A 24,361-nucleotide genomic window follows, 5' to 3' on the forward strand; every position below is an offset into this window, starting at 1 on the left:
TTTGTAGAAAATAGCTCTTGATGATGAAAGGGGCGGACGTCTATGTTCGCACAAAATGGCGGAATGAAACAGTGGGGTATGCGTTTCATTTCTTTTTTTGTACTGATGATATTGATGTTAGGGAGCAGCGGATTATATACGTTTGCTGAAGGTGCGCAATCCACCGAGCTTGATCGTTTGCTTCCGCTCGTTGGCGGTGCTCTTGTTGAAGCAGGTCAAGGAAAATGGAAGGAAGCGGCAGCTCATATTGATGATGCTTCGGCTAAGTGGAAGCAGCTTGAGCCTGCGGCAACGAAGGAATCGGCAGCGGTGGATTCTGCGCTTGCGGGAGCTATAAAAGCTTTAGCAGCGCCGGAAAGCGATGCTGATGCTGCCAAAGCTACGTTATCCCTACTAGCGAAGGCACTTAATAAATACGTGAAGAGCGTTCAAGACGCACCGGCGACTCAGCTAACTGGTCAAGATGCGGCTGTCAGCATACTTCCTTTGGCAGAGAAGCTGCTTGCAAGCATTCAAGCAGGCGACTTGGACAAGGCATATGCTGGATATCGTGAAATGAATAATAGTTGGCTTAAGGTTGAGCCTGCTATTCGAGCGGATCATTTCAACGTTTACAGCGGCTTGGAAACGAAGATGAGCATGCTTCGCATTGCTGTTCAAGCTGATCCTCCGAGAACCGAACAAGCGAAAACAGAAGCGTTGGCACTCATTCAGCTTATAAAGGATTATCGCGATGGGAAAATAGCGACTGTGGCTAAGGAGTCGGGCATAACGGTAGCCGATGCTGTGGACATCCTAAATCAGGCGTTAAATGATGTCCAGCAAGGGCATTATCCAGAAGCGGCTGGACAGATGGAAGCTTTTATCGTGCAGTGGCCTGCGATTGAGGGTGTGGTTGCCCTGCGTTCGGCTGCTATCTATAGCAGTATGGAGATTGGAATGGCTGAGGCGGGCGGGTATTTGCTCTCCGATCCTCCAGCGGCAGATAAGGCGGAGCAGCTTATAGCCCAGATGCTGGGGCAGCTAGAGCCAATGATGCAGGATACCCGTTACACCGCTTGGGATGCGGGGATGATATTGCTGCGCGAAGGTCTTGAAGCCATTCTTGTATTATCTGCTTTACTTGCGTACTTGCAGCGTACCGGCAATCAAGATAAGCGCAAATGGGTATGGTCTGGCGTATGGGTTGGACTTCTGCTTAGCGGTATTATGGCTGTTGTTCTAACGTATGCCATTGCTCAGGTCGCAGCTGGAAGTGCGCGTGAGTCGATTGAAGGCATTGCTGGCTTACTATCCGTTATTCTAATGATTACAGTTGGCAATTGGCTGCACAATAAGTCTAATATGAACAATTGGAATCAATACATCGACAAACAAATGGGCAGTGCGCTCGCAAGAGGAAGCCTATGGTCACTATTTGCAGTTTCGGGTCTAGCGATCTTCCGCGAAGGTGCGGAGACGACGATTTTTTATGTCGGGATAGCGCCGTCTATCGATCCGCTGCAGTTGGCTCTCGGATTTGGTGTTACTTTCATCTTGCTGATTGCACTTGGCTTTGCGATTATTAAATTTAGCGCGAAGCTTCCCATACGGCCATTTTTCCTTGTTGCATCCGCATTAATCTATTATCTCGTTGTTCGCTTCCTTGGCGAGAGCATACATTCCTTGCAGGTATCAGGGTGGGTTCCGTCACATACTGCTTCAGGCGTACCGACTATAGGGGCGTTAGGCGTATATCCGACTTGGGAAACTACACTGCCTCAGCTTGCGGTGCTAGTGTATATTATCGTAAAGATAAGTATAACGCAGCTGCGCAAAGCGGCATCACCCGGTAAAGCAGCAGAAGCCAAATAACGATGTAATGGAGCTGTTCCAAGAGCAGATATAATCTGTTTTTGGGGCAGCTCATTTTTTATTAATGCTTCATTATTATAAAATTGTGGTTAAGTTTAGTATGTAAGGAAAAGTAATTACTCATAGCTTGCCAATAGGCGAATGGATTAGGTTTGTGGTATGATTTTTGAAAAGGGAGGAATCGGTATGAAAGGTCCGGGAATTCTTATTTCCGCATTAGTATTCGCGCTTCTTATCGCGATATTTGCGGTTATCAATATCGATTCGGTACATGTAAACTTTTTGTTTACGAAGGCAACCCTTCCGCTCATTCTCGTCATATTGGGATCGACGCTGCTTGGCGGCTTAACCGTAGGCCTGCTGGGGATGATTCGTCAGATTCGCTTGCAGCGAACCGTCAAATCATTAGAGAAGCAGCTTGCTGAATTTACAACCGAAGCGGAACTTCTTGGTTTATCCAAGGCAACGGTCCGCACGGAGCCGAGCGAAGAGGCGGCTGTTTCACAAAAGGAATAATATAGTTATCAGATCGTGAGGCCATTAATGTTTATTTATACGTATGCATGCCATGAGGATGAAGCGGCATTGTGTGAGCTGGAGCTGCAAGTCTTATTCGGCGAGAAGCCCAAACAAGGCGTTGTCAGAAGTCAGCATAAGCTATCGGTTGATCGCAGCCCTTTCGTAAAACGGCGTATAGCCGTCATGCTGGAAGCTAACAGTATGGAAGAACTGATCGTTATGCTTCCGTCAATTGAGCTGGGTGGGAAAACATTCAAGGTTGTTTATACGCAAGGCGATGAAGCCTTCACCTTCGATGAGCAAAGACAGCTCGAGAGAGCTGCTGGTGCGGTTATTCATGGCAAGGCCGATATGCGCAAAGCGGAGCAGCTGTTTGGTTTAATGAAGCTTTATGGTCGCTGGTACTTTGGACCGCTGGAAGAGAACGGAGCTGTATGGCTGAGGCATCAGAATAAGCCGCAAAATTATTCCACTGCACTGCCAACAAGAGCAGCTCGTGCGATCGTGAATCTTGCGGCTGGGCAAGCAGCAGAACAGCTTAAGCTTATTGATCCGTGCTGTGGAATGGGAACCGTTCTGATTGAAGGCATGTCAATGGGAATCGACATTGAGGGGTTGGATCTCAATCCGCTTGCCGTGCGAGGCGCGCGCGTAAATCTTGCTCATTTTGGTTATCCAGACCGAGTAAGACTTGGCGATATGCGGCTTCTCGAAGGACATTACGATGCTGCCATTGTAGATATGCCATACAATTTGTGCTCTGTCTTGCCAGAAAGCGAGCAGCTTGTTATGCTTGAGAGTGTAAGAAGGTGGGCGAAGCGAGCGGTTATTGTCACAACTGATCCAATGATGAGGCAGTTAGAGCTGGCATCTTGGAGGATCATAAAAACCACAACCCTGAGTAAAGCCTCTTTTACCAGATATATAAGTGTAGTAGAATAAGAATTATGTAGCGCATGAAACGAGGTGAACCTATGTCTACAATCGAACAAAACGAATCCCAAGAGGAGCCTAAGAAGCTGACTCAAGCGGAGAAAGCGAAGCAATTGCTCGCTCAGAAGAAACAAGCGAAAGCTGGAGGAGCTCCAGGCCAATCGCATCTTTCTACGGGGACGCAGGCACTGAAGAGCCAGAACACGAAGAAAGTTAACAATCAGCGTAAAAAAATGGGTGTATAGCTGTCGGTTCCAACTTTTTTTTGAAATGCAGCAATAGCAACAATGAAGGACGCCAGCTGGTAACAGCTAGGCGTTTTTCTTATATAATAATATAAGAAGCAGGTTAGTCAGCGTGGAGGTTCACGGGGTTCTTGCCTAAATTTACTGAAATAACAACAAAAGGAAAGAATGAATCAATCGACTATCCCGCATAATGAATATACACGGATGAATTAGAAAAAATAATAAAACATGAAAATGAATAACGTTTAAGTTAATTACGGAGGGATTCGTTATGACGGCGACCAAACCATCACGAATGAGTATTTATTTGCTTGCCGGTGTCGCAACATCCAATAGCATATTTACGGAATGCAAGGTTAAGCTGGAACAAATGTTTCAATCCGATGGTGTCGATCCAGCTATCCACGTCATATTTCCTTATGGCGATGCCAGTCGCAGCTTGGTTAGACAAGTGCTAGAGGTGAAAAGCGACTTGTCCAACCGTTTAACGGCTGGTCGGATCGGCGGACAACATGCACTGGAGAAAATCAAACAAACGATGAGCAGCGAGCGTTTATTGCTGATTGGACACAGCGGCGGCGGTGCCGCTGCTTATCAAGCGGCAAAAATGCTTTATGAGCAGGATCAAATCGAGGATTTTCGAATTGTGCAAATTGGTTCACCAAGAACGCCGATCGAGCCAAAGCTTCAGGAGCGCGTTAGTTATTTTCATTCCATCGACAGCTTAGGCAAACTTAATGACCCGATTAGCCGAATTGGTACTTGGGGCGGATGGAGCATAAGCAAATATGCGATGCCAAGGTGGAATCGCATGAAGTACGCGCCAGGCTATGTTGAAGGAATTCCTACTGTGGGCGGGCATGCGGATTATTTTCGCCATACGGAGGATTTTAGCGACCAAGAGGCCGTTTGCAATCTAGATAAAACAGTGGACCGCGTGCGGGGTTGGTTGAAAGGGTGGGTCTGATCCTATACACTAAGGTGAGAGTAAGCAGCAGCTTCTAGAGTGAGATGCTTATGACTTAGGAGGTGAAGGACCCATGGCCAATACACATACGTACACAAAGAAAGAAGAAATTGCGAATGCCGTCACACATGGGATTGGGGCTGCACTCAGCATTGCGGCACTCGTCGTGTTGATCGTATTCGCGGCAACGAAGGGAACGGCCTTTCATGTTGTCAGCTTTACTATATATGGATCAGCCATGTTGCTGCTTTATGCAGCCTCTACGCTCGTGCACAGCTTCCCTGAGGGAAAAGCGAAGCGGGTATTTGAATCACTTGATCATTCGTTTATTTACGTCTTTATAGCAGGAACTTATACGCCGATATTGTTCCATATCGTGCAAGGTACGCTTGGCTGGGTACTATTTGGGATCGTTTGGGGAGCGGCATTAATCGGTGTAGCGTTTAAAGCTTTTTTTGCATCACGATTTTTATTCACATCAACGATCATTTATATCGCAATGGGATGGATTATCGTATTTGCTTGGAAGCCGCTTACAACGCATCTAGCTCCAGGAGGGGTGCAGCTGCTCGTAACAGGGGGATTGCTGTACACATTCGGAACGATATTTTATATGTGGCGTGCCTTTCCTTACCATCACGCCGTATGGCATTTGTTTGTACTTGGCGGTTCAATTGTCCATTTCTTCGCTATACTGCTATATGTTCTCCCAGCGAAATGACAAAGATTATTTGGACATAGAGAAGCAAAACTTACTCGCATGAAGCAAGCTGTGCGGGAGATGAGATTTGCTTTTTTTGTTTTTTTGTAGCAGCTCGGAATTAAACTTCAATTGCTGGGCACCAGCCTGGCGGCTCCGCGCAAATGGCCAAGGCAAAGGCAGGATCTTCTTGGGCAAGATCAGCGAAGTAGTTTGATAATATATGGTTTCCTGAGACAGAGCCCATACGGAACGAACGTTTCACCTCACCCTTTGCGTGCATATAGTAGTAAGTTTGTTTAGTCTTTGGCGATTGGTAAACGAGCGTAGGCAGATGGGGGACGATATCAAATTCGTTTTGAAAACGCCAATGGGTACCAATGGATGCGTTGTAGCTGCCTGCAAACTTGGGATCACCGACTCGAGGTGCTCCATACGTATATATAATGGGATCAGTAAAAGCAGTGTTGTTCGCGAGATCGAGAGCAGCAAGGGTTGCAAGTGCACCCCCAAGGCTGTGTCCTGTTATAAACAGCGGTCTGCCCTGTGGAAGCTGATTTATGATTTCAATGATTTGAGTACGTGCTGACATATAGATGTCGGTAAACCCCTTGTGCGTTAGACCGGCATTTTTGACTGGGCGGTAAGTCGTTTGCTGGGCAATGAAATCAGATACCCAATCCACTGCAGAGTTGCTGCCGCGAAAAGCGAGCACGGATGCACGTTCAGATGTTAAAACAAAACCGAATCGTTCATCGCTGTCGTCATATGCTCTAGCCGTAAATTCACTTACTAAGCTGTAGGTTCTAGGTACAAGAAATAATCCGTCCTTGTTGTTGTATTGCATGTACGTTTGTCCGCAAACCGCAGCCAAAAATAGAGCTGTTCGAAAATCGAGATCATGCGTGGCTAACGTGCCTCTCGTATTTGCTGTCATACCATCCCTCCGCTCATACAACTCCGGTTCTCCCGATGTTTGTAATATATGATCAGCCCTGCAGATGGGTACCAGCGGAAAAAAATGGACTTCTTAAGGCAGCTCCAAGTATAATCGGGGAATAACGCGATTATGAAAGGGGATTCATAAATGACTCTTCAAATAGGTATTGCAGGTACAGGATGGTTTGGCATGATGCATGCGGAGAAGCTCGCTAAGCTTGCCGGCATCAAGGTAACTGCTTTCTTAGCAACTAGCCAGCAAAAAGCAGATGCAGCAGCACAGCGCTTTGAGGGTGCACGCGGTTATGATTCTATACATCGCATGCTTGATGATCGTAAGCTTGATGCGGTATATATTTGTGTACCGCCATTTGCGCATGGAGAGATTGAATCTGCATTGCTTGAAAGAAGCATTCCCTTTCTTGTAGAGAAGCCGCTTGGAGTAGACGAGCAGCTGCCGTCTGAGATTTTGAAAGGAATCGAAGAGAAAAAGCTGATTACATCGGCTGGCTATCATTTCCGTTATATGGATGGAACCGACCGTGCAAGAGAGCTGCTGCGCGAGCGCACAACATTAATGGCGCTTGGCTATTGGATGGGCTCCATGCCGGGGGTAAGCTGGTGGCGCAAGATGGAAGGATCAGGCGGTCAATTCGTAGAGCAGACAACACATATTGTGGATCTGCTAAGGTATACGGTTGGTGAGGTAAGTGAGGTTTACGCAGCTTATGGCAATCGATATATGAGCGGTGTTGAAGAAGGTGTAACGGTTTCTGATGTAGGCACAGTTACGCTGAAGCTAGTGGGTGGTGCAGTTGCTACAATTAGCAATACTTGCGCTATCCCAGCTGGAGATCGTTCCGGCCTACATATTTATACGAACAAAGGCGTGCTGGAGCTTGGCCATAGCGGATTGATTGACACGGAGGCTGGCCGCAGAACAGAGTATGCTAACCAAACGGATCCCTATGAGCTGGAAAATGAGGCTTTTCTTCATGCGATCCGAACCGGGGATGTTTCCCGCATTCGCTCCAGTTATGCGGATGCAGTAAGAACACATCAAGTGACAATTGCTGCTAATGAATCTGCTCGTACTGGATTGCCAGTTAAGCTTTAGAATATGATTTAAAAAAACCGTCCATGAAGGTCATTGACCCTAGTGGACGGTTTTATTATGGGCTGACTATCATTATTGGCTTCGTTTTCTTTGGGAACGCGTTTGAGCTTGAGGGGGTTCACTTGAAGCATTCGCAGAGGTTTTCTGCGAACGGCTGCTCTTCGAACGCTTGGAACGTTTTGCCTGAGAGGAAGAATCAGTAGTAACAATCTCCTTCGGATTGCGTCCATTTAACAAGTCGCCAGTCCAGCCTTTCTTCCAAAGCCATAAATACATGAAAATCGTAACGAATAAAATAAATACGTTCATCGCTGTAAAGCTCCACTTATTATCTTTAAATGGCAGGATCTCGAAGTTAACGCCCCATATACCGCCTATAATCGTAGCAGGCAGGAACAAGACAGTAAATATCGTGAGCGTCTTCATAATATCGTTGCCGCGAAAGTTGGAAATGGCATCGTCCATTGAGATCAAGGTATCTATTTCCAGTGCGTAATGCTTCAGAAGCGCTTCGATTCTCTCCAGCTTATGCGTAATGCGCTTAAAGCTGTCCGTCTCAGTGAGTTCATCCATGAAAGCTTCCTGTGCAGCACTATGTACTTCTCTAATCGGAATAAAAAGATGACTCCAATGAAGCAAATCGTAACGCCTCTCAAAAATAGTATCGATAAGGCCGGTACGATTCTCATTGCGCATCGTCGTTTCAAGCTCTCCGAGTCTTTTTTCAAAACCATCAAGACCAGCATGGAACGTTTCCAAAATAATGCTCAGCATAATAAATAACGCTTCAGGAGCTGATTCGCAGCTCTCGAACTTTAGGTTATGGTCAATGGACTGAAGCCGGAGCGGAATGCGCATGTCATCATGCATCGTCAGCAGCCGGTCTTCTGTCAGCCAGAAGTGAAAAGGTTGAATATCCGATTGGTCGTCCGACACTTGGAACATAACAGTGCCATATAGCAGCTTCTGCGAATGCGTCGCAACGCCAACGGATATATTGTTTGTTCTTCTGCCTGCGCATTCATCAATCCATGACGCACATTCCGGAAATAGCTGCTTGAGCTCATCTCTCTGCTGCTGAGCCGCTTCCTGTTCCTGTTTGGTAATGGCTTTAATGGTCTTTTGTCCTTCGCTTGAAGAAACGGTTTGCCTTTGTGCACCTTTCCTGCTGGGCAAGGGCTCATTCCTTACGGTTTGCTGCCTCGCTTGCTGCAGTACATGCCATTCCCATCCTGCGGGATAGCGAAGCATCCGATGAATCATCGCTCTGCCTCCTGCTTGTCCGATTTTCCAATATCTATTCCTCCATCATACCGCGAACTTCAATGATGCACAACCTGATCATTTGATAACACGAAACCTTCGTTATTTCATGTCAAATTTCAACACAATACGACTTAATCCGCCATAAGAAGGGCATACCAAGATTAGTATGCAATACAAGGAGGATAAGGCAATGGCAAAAAAAATAGGCATATTTGAAACGGAGCAGCAAGTCATAACGGCTATTGAACAGCTGGAGCAAGCGGGCTTCGTTCAAGGCGAGCTAAAAGTCATAGCAAAAGATTCTGAGCATTCTAGGCGAGTAGAAGCAGAGAGCGATGTCCATGTGGACGAGCTTAGAGAGCTCGAAGATATGCCTGACCGTCAAGGTTTGGGTAGTCTTGGCATGGCTGCTGCTGCTGGGTTTGCAGGAGCTGGCATGAATGCTGTTTATGGCATGACAGGTTACGGGACAGCGCCTTATGCTGCCGGAGGTTTTCCTTTTGCAGCGGCAATTCTGCTTGGCGATGACGATCACAGTGGAACGCTGCAGTCGCTTGGTCTTGAAAATGAAGAGGTTCGATTGTGCAGTGATGCTCTGCAAAGCGGTTCATTAATCGTTATTGTTGAAACTCTGGAAAGCAAATCGTTGTTTGACAAGGATGGCGGTCCGGATTTGTCACGGCTGGGGGCGGCAGAAGCTGTTTTTCGCGCCTGCAATGCCTCCAGCGTTATTGCTGGCGAATAGCTGCTGGTAACATCAGAAAGATTATATAGAGAAGTCTCACATTTCGTGCAGAAGCCATTTTTGCCGATAGGTGAGGCTTTTTAATTATGTATATAAGCCGTCCGACGGACGGCAGCCGCAATGAAAAGTTGTATCATTTATGTTGTTGATTATACATTTGCTAAGGATTTGCGATCCAGCTTTACGATTTCAGTTAAGGGATGCTCTTCGCCGATAATAAGATCACGCAGCAAATGGGATGCAAGCATGCTGTATACGGTACCGTTGCCGCCATAACCTAAGCAATAATAAACATTTTTCCAAGAGGGATCAGCACCTATAAAGGGCAAGCCGTCACGCGATTCGCCGAAGGTGGCGCACCATTCATAGGCAATGGGAGCCTGCAGCTCGGGAAATAAAGCCTTTAGCTGGCTGTGCAGCTTATCGCTGTGTTTCCTAAGTTCTTTATCGCTGTGAGTGGGCTTTTCAGTATGCTCATCCAAGCCGCCGACAACGACGCGGCCGTCAATAGTCGTTCGCATATACAAATAGGGACGGGCAGTTTCCCATACGAGAAAGCGTTCATGCCAGCTTTGAAGACTTGGCTGAACTTCAGTGACAAGTACAAAGGAGCGATTCAACTCTGCTTTGATCAGCTTGCCGCGAAGCTCTTCAGGTTCATACCCTACAGCATAAACAACATGCTCTGCTTCAATCTCATAACCGTCAGCGGTTTTTAGAAGATGGAGGCCGCTTGGCAGCGTTTTATGTGCTACGACATCGGTTTGCTCATAAATCTCAAGCCCAGCTTCAGCAGCATCGTTTGCTACACCATTTACGAACTGATAAGGATTTACCTCTGCGTCGCCGTGTGCAACGATCGCACCTGGCTTCTGAAACGGAAAATGTTTGGCGATGTCGCTCGGGGACCAGAATTCGACTTCAAGTCCACAAGCCTTTAAAGCCTCATATTCCCTTTTGAGTTTTGGAAGCTCCTGCTCCGAAGAGGCATAATACAGGCTGTTTCTTCTAATCAATCCTACATCGACAGAAAGGGAGTCAGCTGTTTTTTCAAGCATTTGGACTGCATCTCTGCACGCTTTATAGAAGATTTGGGCATCCCGCTCCCCGATTTGATCGATGAGATCACAAAGCATAATATCGTTGCAAAATTGCAGGAGGCCTGTATTTGCTGAGGTGCTTCCGCCGGCTACCTGTCCCCGTTCAAGCATAATGGTGGAAAGGCCGCTTTTATTGAATACAGAAGAACAGATCGTACCTGACATCCCGCCGCCTATAACAGCCACTTGTGTTTTTTTGTTTTGCCGCAAGGGCGCATACACCTTGGGATTGTTTAATGTAACCGGCCAATATAAGTTACCGGTGTGCAGCTCTTTCATAGATCATCACTCCCTATGATAGTATTACCCGAATTTACGAATATGAAGCGATCGGGAGCTGATACTAACAAGAGGAGGGATATTCAGCTAAACGGCGCTGCTTAGTCGCCTAAATTCCGCATCGCCATGCGGTATGCTGTAGGAGATTGGCCATGAAGCCGACGGAATTGTTTGGAGAAGTACAGAGCATCCTGTAGACCGACTGATGCGGAAATTTGTTCGATGGTCAGCTCTGGCCGTTCCCTCAGCATGCGGCGTGCTTTATCGATTCGGAGCTTGAGCAGGAAAGTAACGGGAGATACGCCAATGCGCTGCTTGAACAAACGGGACAAGTACGCTCTATTATAGCCAAGCGATTCCGCCATTTGTTCAATGGAGACCGGATGGGCATACTGCGTTGATAAGTAATGGATGACTTGTTGAAGCAAATGATCGCCTTCTGCTTGGGAGGTACGGATTTCATTGCCGTTCTGGGTATTGAGCGCGCTTTTGTACTCGGCAAGGAGCAAATGCAAATACCCTACGGCCCTCATATCAGACGCAGCGCCTCCCCGCCGAAAGGTATCATAGATTTGACGAAACAATGCAGCGGCTCGCCGCTTATCTGGCGTGAACACTACCTGCTGCTCTGCTGTTAAGCCAGCGGTTGCAACGAGATCGGCGGACAATGTTCCATGAAATGCGACCCAGCGATATTTCCATGGCGTGTCACCGTCAGATTCATAACTGATTAATTGTTCCGGCTCAATTAAGAACGTATGCCCTGCACGAAGCTCATGCTTAACCTCATCACAAATAAAGATGCCCTTTCCTTCCAGTACGATGTGCATCAAATAGAAATCATAAACCTTGGGACCAAGCCGGTGGTACGGCTTCGTTTGGCTCTCGCCAGCAAACAATACATTGAGTGGGGAGTTTTTGCCATCACTGATAACGGGATTGGAGGCTACGGTATACATATCCTGCTGCATTTTACTTTACACCTGCTTTACAGTGGAATGCGAAGATGAACAATTGTAGAGTTTATACTATCATAGCATGTCCGATGTTTATGCGAGAAGTCACATTAATCCATATAAAAAGCACTTGCCGCCATTTAGTTTTACTGCTGCTTCCCGTATACTAAAGTTGTTATCCAAACATACAAAATCGATATAAAAAGGAACGTGATAGCAAATGGCAAACATTGAAGCGCTAACACAGCAGTTCATACAACAATTCGGCGGAGACGTAAGCGACATCGCTGTATTCCATGCTCCAGGCCGCGTAAACTTGATCGGTGAGCATACAGATTACAACGGCGGCTACGTATTCCCAGCTGCACTTACTTTCGGAACGACGCTTCTTATCCGCAAACGCCCAGATCATCAGCTTGGTCTAGCGACAACAAACTTCCCAGCGTCAAAAAGCTTCTCGCTCGACACGATAGTGTATGACGAGGCTGACGACTGGATGAACTATCCTAAAGGAATTATTCATGAGCTTTTGCAAGCGGGCGTGAAATTCTCCAGCGGCTATGACTTGCTGTATCATGGCGAAATTCCAAATGGTGCTGGACTATCCTCCTCTGCATCCATTGAGGTCGTAACAGCTTTTGCACTGCAAACTCTTGAGGGACTTCCAACTGATAAAGTGAAAATTGCATTGCTGTCACAAAAATCCGAAAACGAGTTTAATGGCGTGCAATGCGGCATCATGGACCAATTCGCGGTAGCAAACGGCAAAAAGGACCATGCCATCCTGCTCATGTGCGATACACTTGAATATGATCTCATTCCATTTGATTCCGGCAGCTATAAGCTGGTTATTGGCAATACGAACAAACGCCGCGGCTTGGTTGACTCCGCTTATAATGAGCGCCGCGCACAATGCGAGCAGGCGGTACAGGATCTTAAAACAGCATTCCCTGAGCTTACGCTTCTTGGACAGATTAATCTGGAGCAATTTAACTCTGCAAAACATCTGATCAAGGATGAAACAGTTCGCAAACGCGCACAGCATGTGGTAGAGGAAATCGACCGTGTACTGCAATCAATCAAAGCATTGAAAGCAAACGACCTTGCGCAGTTTGGACAATTAATGAACGGCTCACACGATTCGCTGCGCGATCTTTACGAAGTAACGGGTGCTGAGCTGGATGCCATGGTTGCGGCTGCTCGCCTCGTACCAGGCGTGCTAGGTTCGCGTATGACGGGTGCAGGCTTCGGCGGATGTACGGTTTCGCTCGTTCACGAAGACAGCGTTGAATCGTTCCAAGCAGAGGTAGGCCGCAAGTATAATGAAGCAACAGGCTTAACTGCTGACTTCTATGTATGCACAATCGGAAATGGCGTAGAGCGCCTAGTATAAATAGCATGATCATGCGACACCAAATGGAGAGGGGAAATGAATCATGGCAGTATTAGTAACTGGAGGGGCTGGCTACATCGGCTCGCATGCAGTAGCGGCATTGCAGGAACGCGGCGAGGAAATCGTTATCGTCGATAACTTGCAGCAGGGTCACCGCAAGGCTTTGCTTGGAGGGAAGCTGTATGAGGGGGATCTTCGCGATGCAGCTTTCATGGATACCGTCTTTAAGGAAAATGAAATCGATGCAGTTATCCACTTTGCAGCGAATTCGCTTGTTGGCGAAAGCATGAAGGACCCAGGCAAATATTATCACAATAACGTGTTTGGTACGCTTTGCCTGCTTGAGAAAATGAATGAATACAATGTTCGTAAAATCGTATTCTCTTCGACAGCTGCTACTTACGGCGAACCGGAGAACGTGCCGATCGACGAGTACGATCGCACGCTTCCGACGAATGCTTATGGCGAGACGAAGCTTGCGATGGAAAAAATGATGAAATGGTTCGATGTTGCTCATAACATCAAATTTGTTTCGCTTCGTTACTTCAATGCGGCGGGCGCTCATGAGAGCGGAAAAATTGGCGAGGACCATAGCCCGGAAACACATTTGATTCCTATCGTGCTCCAAGCAGCGCTTGGTCAACGTCCTCATATTTCGGTATTTGGAGAAGACTATGAGACGCCAGACGGTACGTGTGTCCGTGATTATATTCATGTAAGCGACCTTGCCGATGCCCATGTGCTTGCAGTGGATCGTCTTCGCAGCGGAGCTGAAAGCTCTGTATACAATTTAGGCAACGGAACAGGCTTTTCTGTCAAACAAGTTATTGATATTGCGCGCACAGTGACTGGCAAAGAAATCCCTGCTGTGTTCGAAGCTCGCCGTGCGGGCGACCCTGCTATTCTCGTAGCTTCATCTGATCGTGCTCGCAAGGAGCTGGGCTGGAATCCGAAGCGGGATAAGCTTGAGGACATTATCAAAAGCGCTTGGAGCTGGCATGAAGCGAATCCAAATGGATACAACGACTAGGGTTGACGCTTAAAGGAAAGGAGCTGCATCACCTTGGAAACTAAACAACAAGCAACATCAGCAAACGATGCGCTGGTTCTTATAGAACGCTTGCTGCAATTTGGATTGCAGCGCAATCTGCTGAACGATCAGCTTGATACGCATGCAGCGAGAAACGAACTGCTTGATCTCTTTCACTTTACTGAGCCTTTTGAAGGCCAAGTGACAGAGGAGCGACTCGAAAGCGCAGTACCGCTTCTGGAGCCGCTGCTTGACTATGGTTACGCAATCGGACTCATTCCAGATAATACGACGACATATCGCGATTTGCTTGATGCTCGCATTATGGGCTTCTTGCTGCCGCGTCCTTCTGAAGCCAGCGCTGCATTTCAGCGTTTGGCGAAAGAGCAGGGACTAAAAGCAGCTACGGACGCTTTCTACAACCTGAGCATCGATTCGAACTACATTCGGATGGATCGCATTCGCAAAAACCTTTATTGGCTGCACGAGACAGAATACGGAAATCTTGAGATTACGATTAATCTCTCGAAGCCCGAGAAAGATCCGAAGGAGATTGCGCTGCTCAAAACGATGCCGCAGGCGAAATATCCGAAGTGCTTGCTCTGCGTAGAAAACGTTTGCTATGCTGGCCGTCCTGATCATCCGGCTCGTCAAAACCTGCGTGTCCTGCCGCTCACGCTGCAAGAAGAGCAGTGGTATCTGCAATATTCACCGTATGTTTATTACAATGAGCACAGCATCATTTTCAAAGGCGCACATGAGCCGATGGTTATTTCGCATTCTTCATTCGCGAGACTGCTCGACTTCGTGGAATTGTTTCCGCATTATTTCATCGGCTCGAACGCTGATTTGCCGATAGTCGGCGGATCGATTCTAAGCCATGATCATTTCCAAGGCGGGCGCCATGTGTTTCCGATGGAAGCTGCATCAACAGATACGCTGTTTACTGATCCTAAGCTGCCAGGCTTGCGCTTTGGCATCGTGAACTGGCCGATGTCAGTCGTTCGGGTTAACGGGACGTCCAAAGCGGATGTTCATCGTGCAGCTTGCCATATTCTCGACGAATGGCGTAATTATAGCGATGAGGCTGTAGATGTGCTGGCATTTACGAAGCAGGCCGATGGCACAAATACTCCGCATAACACCATTACGCCTATTGCACGTCTACGGGACAATGGCGAGTATGAGATTGATCTAGTGCTTCGCAACAACCGCACGAGCGAAGAGCATCCGGACGGTATTTTCCATCCGCATCAGCATTTGCATCATGTGAAGAAAGAAAATATCGGCTTGATCGAAGTCATGGGACTTGCAGTACTGCCAGGACGCTTGAAGGATGAACTGGAGCAAATTGCAGTTTATTTATCAGGGGCATCAGCTGCTGTTCCAGAAGAGCTTCATGCGGACTCTCATCCGCTCCATAAGCATGCGGAGTGGCTGCTAGCTCTAATCGGTCGCTTTGGATCTTCAAATACTGCTGAACAAGCGAAAAAAATCGTTGAAGCTGAAACGGGCAGCAAGTTTCTAGAGGTGTTGAAGGACGCAGGCGTATACAAGCGCACAGCTGATGGCGCCGCAGCCTTTGAACGTTTCTTAACATCTATAGGGCTCCAAAGAGCATAAAATAACAAAACCTCTATCCTCGCGGGCCTCTAGCGATTGGATGGAGGTTTTTTGCTATCAAGCTTAAAAATGAAGCAATTTATATAATGTTTTAAAATCATGCATTGTGAAATTATATTAATTTGTAAAGTGACAAAATTTATGGTATTTTTTATAGAATAAACAAACCTTTTTGAATTATATTTTTATTTCTCTATAAACTATTTATCGGAGGGGTCAAGATGTCCGAAAAAATGCTGCCGTTGGACGACTTTTTGCAGCTTAGCACTGATGAGCAAGTGGAAAAATTAAAGCGTTGGAAGATGGATTACACGCTTAAAGACATTCGGGAAGCTTGGAACTTCAAGCATTCCGCGCAATATTATATGCTGCTGAAGAAGCTTCGGATTTACGAAAGAGTTGTTAATAAATCAGATAAGTTTTATCCCGTCCAAGAGCAGCTCATAACGAGAACGAATGCTGGCGGAGAGCGCGGCTGGTCCGGCCAGTCTGCTTTCGCGGAGCGCAAGCTTCCGTCGGATAGCTTCGATTACCATTTAAATACGACGCTAAGCGGACCTGCACTTGCAGACAAGCTGGAGCGAATCGCACATTTTCTAAAAGGCGAGCACAAGGAAGTATCGATAAAGCTGTCTATAGAAGCTGCGGAAATAGAAGTGGAAGAGCTGGAGTAAATACTGAATGAACAATAAAAAGAACCGAGTTCGGCGAAGTTGCCTGGCTCGGTTCTTCTTTTGTAGAAAAATGAAAATAAATGTCTGATACTGGAATATTATGTTTGTAAATAGTTTATTGCAAACGCAGCTTTCCAAGCTCGGAAACGAGCGCTTCTACCTCGCTGATGCTGAATTTCTCTTTTGAAGCGACTACTTCGTACAGATCTTTTATATCCTCATACTTATTGAGATCAAAGTTAGATGCCTGCATCGCTGCAGCGGAAGCCATTTTCAGCTTTGTTTTGATAACTTCAATCATAAACGCTACATTTTCTTGCGTTTGTAAGTTTAAATTCGTCATGGAGTGCCTCCTAAAGTTTTTGCGAGCCGAATTCGGCTGCGGAAATGGGCTTGTTCGAACGTTTTGCAATGCTGCAATTGTAACATGTTTCAAACGAGAATGACCACAAATTGAACAGTATCTTAAAATTGGATACAATTGAACAAGATACGATTTGCAATCGAAGACAGGGCAGGTGCAATACGACGGAACAGCTAACGAGCAGTGAATTGGAGTCCTTTTTTTGTGCCATTGCAAATAAGTATATGAATCGCAGCGGCATTGTATTTGTATGTATAGGAAGTGATCGTTCCACAGGGGACTCTCTTGGTCCATTAGTGGGAACGATGCTTAAGGAGAGAGGTTGGCCGAATGTCATTGGAACATTGGACAAGCCATGTGATGCGCATGCGGTTCAGCAAGCCGCTCAGTCGCTGCATAAAGATGACGTTGTCATTGCCATTGATGCATGCCTTGGCAAACCAACTTCCATCGGCCGTTTTATTTTGCACGAAGGACCGATCGAGCCAGGAAAGGCAATCGGCCGCAGACTTCCAGCAATCGGGCATTATAGTATTGCAGGCGTAGTAAATGCTAACGGACCCAAGGCTTACTGGATGCTGCAAACGACTTCACTTTACCAAGTGATGCGTATGGCAAGCGAGATCGCGTGCGCGGTAGATTCAGCTTGGGGCCAGCATTCGGATAGCTTGTCATATGTTAATCAAGTATTACAAATTCCATCCGTGTAGAGGAGCATGAACAAATGACAAATGAAAATAGCAAAGAAGTATACTCAATCGCACAGCGTAAGCTTTTTTTGAATAACGGATTGGAGCTTGCATATTATGATTCCCATCCGGATGACGGAGGCGCGGCGGATGGCATTAGCGAGGTTGTCGTTTTGCTGCATGGCTACTGCGGAAGCTCTTCCTATTGGGAGCATATCTTGGATGGGCTAGAGCAATCTGTACGTATCATTGCGCCAGACGCACGCGGACATGGAAGAAGCTCTGCGCCAAGTGATGAGGTTTATACGATGGAATTGTATGCGGAGGATATTGCTGAGCTGCTTATCAAGCTGCAAATTCATAATGCAGTATTGCTTGGGCATTCCTTAGGGGGCTATATTACTCTTGCATTCGCTGAAAAATATGCCAAGAAGCTTTCTGGCTTTGGCCTGATCCATTCAACAGCGCTAGCAGATAGTGACGCTGCCAAAGAAAACCGTGATAAAGCAGCAGCGGCTCTCGAGCAAGATGGTGTGAAGACATTCGTAGATGGTCTTATTCCAAAGCTGTTTGCTCCGGGTAATGTGGAGGTTTTGTCCGCTGAGGTTGAGCAAGGAAAGAAAATAGGCTATGGCACATCCCTGCAAGGCGCAATCGGCACAGCAAAAGGAATGAAGGCACGTCCTAACCGGACGCAGGTAATCGAGCAATCTGAGCTGCCTGTACTTCTTGTTGCAGGGGTGTCAGATAAGGTTATTCCAGTGGAGAGTGTTTTTGCAGCATCAAACGGCTGGACCGTGAAAGTGGAGCTTGGCAGCGCAGGTCATATGGGAATGATCGAAGAGCCGAAGCAATTGATCAATGCTATTCTTAGCTTTGTAAAGAATAAGCAGCAGTAGATTGGCGAGAGGGGGAACCAGATGTTTCAGCGCGATTATTTCATGCGAATGATTGAGCAAATGACAGAAGCAGTCGGTCAAATTATGAATTTGAGGCGAGAGCGCAAGCACGAGGAAGCCTTGCTCTATATCGATGAGCTTCTTGATACAAAGTTTAGGCTAAGCAGCAAGCTTATTCGTTCCCTTTCGGATGAAGACTTACTAAAAATGATGACGACGAACGGGATCTTGGAAACGGATCATTTGCAAGCCATCGCTCTTCTGATGAAGCAGGAAGCTGAATTGACTGCCGACTTGGGACGCGAGGATGAGAGCTTCATCGCGTATGTGAAGTCGCTGCATTTGTTTCTAAGATTATCGCTAGTAGATGCGGCGCCAACGATTACCGAGCCCCGCGAACAAATAAAGGAGCTGCTTGAGCGGCTGAAGCCATATGAATTGCCCCTGGCTACGAAACGTTTGTTAATGGAATGGCTTGAAGCAGAAGGGCGTTATGACGCCGTTGAAAATATGATGCATGAGCTGCTTGAGGATAACGCGCTGATGACCGAGGAAGCAGAAGCAGCCTATAGACGAATGTTGCTGCAACCAGACGAGCGGCTTGAAGCGGGAGGGCTGCCGCGCGAGGAGATAGAGCAGGGAATTGAAGACCTTGCCAAGCAGCAAACAGACGATATAGCATAAGCGTACGTATAGTGAGCTTAGCTTCAAAACTGATTTAGGAGTGATTGGACAGCATGATGGAACAATGGCAGCAAGAAATTACGAAATGGATCACTGGCAAAGAGCTGCTGCAGGCTACGCTTAGCCAGCCGAAGCGGAAGGACGGAACCGCAGCGCCTAAAACAATCATTCGTCCCATTGAGATGAAGAGCGGCTTGTTTTATCAATTTGAATATCATTTTGCAAACAAGGTTACGCATGACAATGTTGCTGAGCCGCAAGCGGCTGAGCGAGTCATCGATTTGCTGCAGGAGAACTACCGTCAGGCGCTTGTAAAAACGAACGAGGCTGACGTTCAATTGCTCTTTAGCAAAAAAGGGAAAGCAGCTATTTTAAAGAAACCGCCAACTGGTGATTCGAGCAAAGCGAATTTGCAGCATAATCGGCAGAAACAGCGTATTTTGTCCGAGAATCAAGCAGCCCCTTTTCTTGTTGAGCTTGGCATTATGACGCAGGAAGGGCTTGTCCACGCCAAAAAACAGGATAAATACAGACAAATCAATCGTTTTCTAGAGATGGTAACGGATGTGCTTGCGTATTTGCCAACGGACAGGGAAATTACGATCGTTGATTTTGGCTGCGGCAAATCTTATTTGACGTTTGCGCTTTACCATTTGCTTGCAGTGGAGCAGAAGCGGAATATTAACATTATTGGACTTGACTTGAAAGCCGATGTCATTGCATTCTGTTCGGAGCTTGCGGATAAGTTGGGTTATGACAAGCTTAAGTTTCTCGTAGGTGACATTGCTGAATATGAAGAGCTGCAAGCTGCTGATATGGTTGTCACTCTGCATGCATGCGATACGGCTACGGATGCTGCGCTTGCCAAAGCTGTTAATTGGGGAGCCTCCGTTATTATGTCGGTACCTTGCTGCCAGCATGAGCTGTTCAAGCAGGTAAAGAGTGATGTTCTATCTCCGTTACTTTCTCAAGGCCTGCTGAAGGAGCGTTTTTCCGCACTCGCCACGGATGCCGCAAGAGGAACTTTGCTGGAGGTTTTGGGGTATAAGGTTTCGATGCTGGAATTTGTAGATCCAGAGCATACGCCAAAAAATCTGCTCATTCGCGCGGTCCGTTCAGAGCAGCATGGGCTTTCTATGAAAAAATGGGAAGAGTATGAGCAATTTCGTCAGTTTCTGAACATTTCCCCGTCGCTGGAGCATATGCTTTCCGAACGATGGCCTAATCACATCTCCAAATAATATTGCTAATTGGCGAATGTTACACTTTGAATTTTTTGAGGGTAAGCAATTGTCGATAGTATTAACATTTGCTACAATGGAAGAAGATGGCTATCAAATGAATGGGTGAACCGTATTGGAATGGATGATCTGGCTAGACTTTAGTATGTTTCTAGTGCTGCTCGGCTTGTTTTTCTACGTGTTTGCCTCCAGCAACGTTACGATTTTGCATCGTATGTATTTGACTTTGCATGTCGTTTTTATGTGTTGGACGCTTTTTCAATTTGCGTCTCAGACGACAACTTCTGCGCTCTTTAGACTATTTTACGTTTCCATATCGTATGTAGGGCTTTCTCTGCTTGGAATTGGATGGTTCGTATTCATCGTATATCTCACCGGCCAGTCGTATGTTATACGAAAGAGCCGGTTGTTCATTTTAGCGATGCCCGCGCTTATATCTGTAGCTGTGGTTATCATTAACCCAAATGGCATGTTTCTACGAATTAACGATCAGCTAAGTCCGCTCAAGCAGCTACAGCAAGGGCCGTTGTACTGGATTATGATTACGCAATTAATTGTTTATGTAACCGTTTCTTTTGTTATTATGTTCTACAAGCTGCGCGGCGAAAATTCGGTACGGCAGCGCACATTAATCAAAACTGCAATAAACGGTATGTTTGTACTCGTTTCGTTTGCTATAACAGATTTATTTATCAATGTTCTATTAATTGAAAAAATGAATCAATATATTCCGCTTATTTCAGTAGGAATGGCTGTTGCCGCTGTTTATTTGGTACATGCCATTAGACGGAACAAAGTACTCGATATTATTCAAACCGTACAAAGAGATGTAATGAATACGATGTCGATGGGGATTATCGTGCTCGATGAGAACGATATCATCATTGATGTAAATAAAGTAATAAAGCCGATTCTGAGGCTGCGCATTGGCGACAAGTTTAATTCCGCTCATCTAGGACCGCAATTTAAAGGTGAGGTTACTAGAGATATTGCTGCTTTTTTTGAAGAGCAGAATAAGCGTCCGATGGACAGGCTTGAGATGGAAATTGCAATTCAGCATGACAAGCATAGGCATATTATCGTACAGTCTGCGCCTATATTGAACAATAAGAAGACATTGGTAGGCAGAGTACTGACCTTTCAAGATGTGACGGAGCTTCGCCTGCTAGTCGAAGAAACGAATGTTCAGAACGAGCTGCTCCAGGATCGAAATCGCGATCTGCTTATTATGCAGGACGAGCTGTTTCAAGCGAATAAGAAGCTGGAGCATATGGCGATTACTGACGGTTTGACCGGCTGCTATAATCGGCGTTACTTGCTTCATCAATTGGAGCAAGAAGTGATTGCTAATATTCGTTATGGCATACCCTTCTCTATATTTTTATTTGATCTCGATCATTTTAAATTGATTAATGATAAATATGGCCACTTAATTGGTGATGAGGTGCTTTGCGGTACGGTTGATGCCGTTAGAGGAGTTCTGCGATTTACGGATATATTAGCTCGTTATGGCGGAGAAGAATTTACGGTGTATTTGCCGCATACCAACCGAGACCAAGCTGATCAGATAGCGGAGATTCTTATGGAATCGGTTGAGCAAAATAAAATAAACACGGGAACCTCGGAGGAGCCGGTATCGGTAACGATAAGCATGGGCGTAATCTCTATTGAACATGTTGACCCAACCGATTTAGTAGATCCAAAAGCTTTTTTAAGAGAGTTGCTTGCACAGGCAGATGCCGCATTATATGAGGCCAAGTATAATGGACGTAATCGGATTGTTAAACGAAAATTAGCCTAGCAGCCTGAACAGTATGTTTAGGCTTTTTCGTGTTTGCTGCATAGTCAGTTGGACATAGTTCTGATAAAATGGATTTGATCCGGTTACAATCGCTAAACTATCAAAGGCGGGAACTAATCTAATGAGAAAAACGCAGATTGGAATGGTCAAGCCGGGAGACAAGGTGGCTAAACCCATTTTTCAAGAAAACGGCAACGTGCTTCTAGGAGAAGGGGTTGAATTGAATGATCGTTACATCGATCGATTGCGTAACTTAGGCATCGATTTTCTATTCATAGAGGATGGGTTGACGGAGGATCTGATTCCTGAAGATACGATCCGTGATGAAACGCGTAAGCAAGCGGTCGATACTATTTACAAAACGATGAACTCCTTCAAAGACCAGACCGTAACAAAAGGGCGAACGATCGCACCGGATATGGGCCGCAATTTTCGGGCGGTATTCGGCCAAATTATGCAGGATTTATCCTCAAGACCAAACATGCTGGTTAATTTAACGAGCATTCATGCCATGGAAGGTTATTTATTTCAGCATTCCTTTAACGTGGCTGTGCTTTCAGGCATTATGGGCATGGCAAAGGGCTTTAATCGCAATCAGCTTGAAGAGCTTGGCATTGGCGCGCTGCTCTTCGATATTGGTATGACAAAGGTGCCGCCAAAGCTGCTGGCTCATACTGGCGGTTTATCGCTGGCGGAACGTGAAGTCATCAAAAGCCATGCGAAGGACGGTTTCGATATATTGCGCAAGTATCACGATATATCTATCGTTTCTGCACACTGCGCGCTTCAGCATCATGAACGATTTAACGGATCAGGTTACCCGCGCGGGCTCAAGGAAAGTGAGATTCATATGTACGCTCAAATCGTAGGATTAGCGGACACTTTTGATGCATTAACTTCACCAAGGCCTTATCGCAAACGGTACACGGCAAGCGAAGCGATTGAGTTTTTATTTGCTGCCGGCGGCACTTTTTTTGATCTGGACTTGATTAAGCTGTTCTGTCGTCATATATCAATATATCCAGTTTCGACTTCGCTTTTGCTTAGCACTGGTCAAGTTGGTGTCGTTTCAGAAAATACGGAGCTCGCTGTCCATCGTCCCCGTGTACGAATTATTATGGAGCCAGACGGCACAATGCCGGCATCGCCTTATGAGATTGAGCTCAAGAACGAGCTACATATTACAATCGTAAAGGAGTTGTAATTATTTTTTGTAGGAAATAGGCGCTATCTCTTTCGCGCTTACTTGAATATTAAACATGGATAGAAACCTTCTCTTAGAGGCAAATTGCTGCTAAAGTGGAAGGTTTCTTTTTTTGCAATAATGACAGAGTTGCTTTATATCTGGTACTTTTTAAGGTAAAATAATGAGAAATAGAGCTAATAGGGGGATGTGCGTACATTTATGGGATCATTACAGCACCACAAACTGTCCAAGCTCGAAGTGTTGCGAAGAGTGCTGTTTATTACACTAGGCGCTGCGCTCGTCTCAGTTGGGCTGGAAATCTTTCTAGTACCAAATCATATTATTGATGGTGGTATTGTCGGCATATCGATCATGGCCTCCTATTTAACGAAAGTGCCGCTTGGTCTTTTTCTCTTTCTTCTTAATCTTCCATTTTTGTTTCTTGGTTACAAGCAAATCGGCAAAACCTTTGCAATATCGACGCTGTACGGCGTTTCGGTCATGTCGCTTGGAACGTTTTTGCTTCATCCCGTACCGCCTCTTACGGTAGAGCCTTTTCTAGCTGCTATATTCGGCGGTGTCATTTTGGGCATTGGCGTTGGCATGGTTATTCGCTTTGGCGGATCGCTCGATGGTACCGAAATTGTTGCGATCGTGTTTAATAAGCGTATTCCTCTTTCGGTTGGCGAGACCGTTATGTTTTTCAACTTATTCATTCTCGGCAGTGCAGGCTTCGTGTTTGGCTGGGATCGGGCAATGTATTCGCTTATCGCGTATTATATTGCTTATAAATTGATTGATATTACGATCGAGGGCTTCGATGAATCCAAAGCGGTGTGGATCATTAGCGATGAAGCGAAGGAAATCGGCGCAGCGATTATGAGCCGTTTAGGACGCGGAGTTACTTACCTGCATGGCGAAGGCGGCTTTACTGGCGGCAGCAAACGTGTTATTTTTTGTGTCATTACGCGGCTTGAAGAAGCGAAGATGAAGTCGATTGTTCATGAGCTTGACCCTGTGGCGTTTCTTGCCGTCGGCAATATTCACGATGTGAAGGGCGGACGGTTTAAGAAACGGGATATTCACTAATGATGGTAGTAGTCAGTTTCTAAGAAATGCGAGGCCGATTTGGCTTGCACAGATCGGCCCACTTT

General features: G+C 46.2%; 24 protein-coding genes. 19 read left to right on the plus strand and 5 right to left on the minus strand.

The annotated features are described in order from the left end of the window. Window positions 1-42: 42 nt before the first annotated feature. The 6 genes from ACIFSR_RS10070 to trhA all read left to right on the plus strand — a co-directional run bounded on the left by ACIFSR_RS10070 (window position 43) and on the right by trhA (window position 5,242). Complete coding sequence (locus ACIFSR_RS10070; protein WP_430057179.1) at window positions 43-1,854, plus strand: FTR1 family iron permease; 1,812 nt, start codon at window positions 43-45, stop codon at window positions 1,852-1,854. Between the two features lie 186 nt (window positions 1,855-2,040). Continuing rightward, window positions 2,041-2,370: a LapA family protein gene (locus ACIFSR_RS10075; protein ID WP_430057181.1), complete on the plus strand. Its 330-nt coding sequence runs from the start codon at window positions 2,041-2,043 to the stop codon at window positions 2,368-2,370. 27 nt (window positions 2,371-2,397) lie between these two features. Further along, complete coding sequence (locus ACIFSR_RS10080) at window positions 2,398-3,315, plus strand: TRM11 family SAM-dependent methyltransferase (RefSeq protein ID WP_339207193.1); 918 nt, start codon at window positions 2,398-2,400, stop codon at window positions 3,313-3,315. Window positions 3,316-3,347: 32 nt separating this feature from the next. Next, window positions 3,348-3,551: a hypothetical protein gene (locus ACIFSR_RS10085; protein WP_179089865.1), complete on the plus strand. Its 204-nt coding sequence runs from the start codon at window positions 3,348-3,350 to the stop codon at window positions 3,549-3,551. A 274-nt stretch (window positions 3,552-3,825) separates the two neighbouring features. Beyond that, the gene (locus ACIFSR_RS10090; RefSeq protein WP_339207195.1) at window positions 3,826-4,521 is read left to right on the plus strand and encodes a lipase family protein; all 696 of its coding nucleotides are present in this window, start codon (window positions 3,826-3,828) and stop codon (window positions 4,519-4,521) included. Between the two features lie 73 nt (window positions 4,522-4,594). Continuing rightward, entirely contained in the window at window positions 4,595-5,242 is a 648-nt protein-coding gene (gene trhA, locus ACIFSR_RS10095; RefSeq protein ID WP_076269640.1) for a PAQR family membrane homeostasis protein TrhA, read from the plus strand. A gap of 100 nt (window positions 5,243-5,342) precedes the next feature. Here the strand turns inward: trhA and ACIFSR_RS10100 are convergent, their stop codons facing one another. After that, window positions 5,343-6,158: a lipase family protein gene (locus ACIFSR_RS10100; RefSeq protein ID WP_430057183.1), complete on the minus strand. Its 816-nt coding sequence runs from the start codon at window positions 6,156-6,158 to the stop codon at window positions 5,343-5,345. Window positions 6,159-6,308: 150 nt separating this feature from the next. Between ACIFSR_RS10100 and ACIFSR_RS10105 the strand changes: the two genes are divergently transcribed. Further along, window positions 6,309-7,277, plus strand: a complete 969-nt coding sequence (locus ACIFSR_RS10105; protein ID WP_339207198.1) for a Gfo/Idh/MocA family protein — start codon at window positions 6,309-6,311, stop codon at window positions 7,275-7,277. A 72-nt stretch (window positions 7,278-7,349) separates the two neighbouring features. On the opposite strand, the gene ACIFSR_RS10110 is transcribed toward ACIFSR_RS10105, so the two are convergent. Further along, a complete protein-coding gene (locus tag ACIFSR_RS10110; protein WP_430057185.1) occupies window positions 7,350-8,540 on the minus strand; it encodes a magnesium transporter CorA family protein in 1,191 nt (396 codons plus the stop codon). 193 nt (window positions 8,541-8,733) lie between these two features. Here ACIFSR_RS10110 and ACIFSR_RS10115 point away from each other — a divergent pair, with 193 nt between their 5' ends. Next, window positions 8,734-9,288 (plus strand): general stress protein, encoded by a 555-nt coding sequence (locus ACIFSR_RS10115; RefSeq protein ID WP_076269644.1) that lies wholly within the window; start codon window positions 8,734-8,736, stop codon window positions 9,286-9,288. A gap of 149 nt (window positions 9,289-9,437) precedes the next feature. Here ACIFSR_RS10115 and ACIFSR_RS10120 read toward each other — a convergent pair whose 3' ends face one another. Then, entirely contained in the window at window positions 9,438-10,667 is a 1,230-nt protein-coding gene (locus ACIFSR_RS10120) for an NAD(P)/FAD-dependent oxidoreductase (RefSeq protein WP_430057187.1), read from the minus strand. Between the two features lie 101 nt (window positions 10,668-10,768). Beyond that, a complete protein-coding gene (locus ACIFSR_RS10125; protein ID WP_430057189.1) occupies window positions 10,769-11,638 on the minus strand; it encodes an AraC family ligand binding domain-containing protein in 870 nt (289 codons plus the stop codon). Between the two features lie 205 nt (window positions 11,639-11,843). Between ACIFSR_RS10125 and ACIFSR_RS10130 the strand changes: the two genes are divergently transcribed. The 4 genes from ACIFSR_RS10130 to ACIFSR_RS10145 all read left to right on the plus strand — a co-directional run bounded on the left by ACIFSR_RS10130 (window position 11,844) and on the right by ACIFSR_RS10145 (window position 16,343). Further along, window positions 11,844-13,016 (plus strand): galactokinase, encoded by a 1,173-nt coding sequence (locus ACIFSR_RS10130; protein WP_430057190.1) that lies wholly within the window; start codon window positions 11,844-11,846, stop codon window positions 13,014-13,016. A 43-nt stretch (window positions 13,017-13,059) separates the two neighbouring features. Beyond that, window positions 13,060-14,046: a UDP-glucose 4-epimerase GalE gene (gene galE / locus ACIFSR_RS10135; protein WP_339207206.1), complete on the plus strand. Its 987-nt coding sequence runs from the start codon at window positions 13,060-13,062 to the stop codon at window positions 14,044-14,046. Window positions 14,047-14,079: 33 nt separating this feature from the next. Next, window positions 14,080-15,669, plus strand: coding sequence for a UDP-glucose--hexose-1-phosphate uridylyltransferase (locus ACIFSR_RS10140; protein ID WP_430057192.1), 1,590 nt, complete (start codon window positions 14,080-14,082; stop codon window positions 15,667-15,669). Between the two features lie 221 nt (window positions 15,670-15,890). Beyond that, window positions 15,891-16,343: a hypothetical protein gene (locus ACIFSR_RS10145; protein WP_076269650.1), complete on the plus strand. Its 453-nt coding sequence runs from the start codon at window positions 15,891-15,893 to the stop codon at window positions 16,341-16,343. A 115-nt stretch (window positions 16,344-16,458) separates the two neighbouring features. Here the strand turns inward: ACIFSR_RS10145 and ACIFSR_RS10150 are convergent, their stop codons facing one another. Further along, window positions 16,459-16,686 carry a DUF1128 domain-containing protein gene (locus ACIFSR_RS10150; RefSeq protein WP_076269651.1) on the minus strand — a complete coding sequence of 76 codons (228 nt, stop codon included), beginning with the start codon at window positions 16,684-16,686 and terminating at the stop codon, window positions 16,459-16,461. 110 nt (window positions 16,687-16,796) lie between these two features. Between ACIFSR_RS10150 and yyaC the strand changes: the two genes are divergently transcribed. From yyaC to ACIFSR_RS10185, 7 genes are all read left to right on the plus strand, one after another. Continuing rightward, a complete protein-coding gene (yyaC, locus tag ACIFSR_RS10155) occupies window positions 16,797-17,417 on the plus strand; it encodes a spore protease YyaC (RefSeq protein ID WP_430057194.1) in 621 nt (206 codons plus the stop codon). 14 nt (window positions 17,418-17,431) lie between these two features. Then, entirely contained in the window at window positions 17,432-18,295 is an 864-nt protein-coding gene (locus ACIFSR_RS10160) for an alpha/beta fold hydrolase (RefSeq protein ID WP_339207211.1), read from the plus strand. Between the two features lie 21 nt (window positions 18,296-18,316). Next, the gene (locus ACIFSR_RS10165) at window positions 18,317-18,979 is read left to right on the plus strand and encodes a DUF6483 family protein (RefSeq protein WP_430057196.1); all 663 of its coding nucleotides are present in this window, start codon (window positions 18,317-18,319) and stop codon (window positions 18,977-18,979) included. Between the two features lie 53 nt (window positions 18,980-19,032). Beyond that, window positions 19,033-20,220, plus strand: a complete 1,188-nt coding sequence (locus tag ACIFSR_RS10170) for a class I SAM-dependent methyltransferase (protein WP_430057197.1) — start codon at window positions 19,033-19,035, stop codon at window positions 20,218-20,220. A 124-nt stretch (window positions 20,221-20,344) separates the two neighbouring features. Then, the gene (locus ACIFSR_RS10175; protein WP_339209513.1) at window positions 20,345-22,021 is read left to right on the plus strand and encodes a histidine kinase N-terminal 7TM domain-containing diguanylate cyclase; all 1,677 of its coding nucleotides are present in this window, start codon (window positions 20,345-20,347) and stop codon (window positions 22,019-22,021) included. 121 nt (window positions 22,022-22,142) lie between these two features. Further along, entirely contained in the window at window positions 22,143-23,225 is a 1,083-nt protein-coding gene (locus ACIFSR_RS10180) for an HD-GYP domain-containing protein (RefSeq protein WP_076269655.1), read from the plus strand. Window positions 23,226-23,426: 201 nt separating this feature from the next. Further along, complete coding sequence (locus ACIFSR_RS10185; protein ID WP_076269656.1) at window positions 23,427-24,296, plus strand: YitT family protein; 870 nt, start codon at window positions 23,427-23,429, stop codon at window positions 24,294-24,296. Window positions 24,297-24,361: the final 65 nt, after the last annotated feature.

The sequence above is a fragment of the Paenibacillus sp. NRS-1760 genome (assembly GCF_050467785.1).
GTDB lineage: Bacteria > Bacillota > Bacilli > Paenibacillales > Paenibacillaceae > Pristimantibacillus.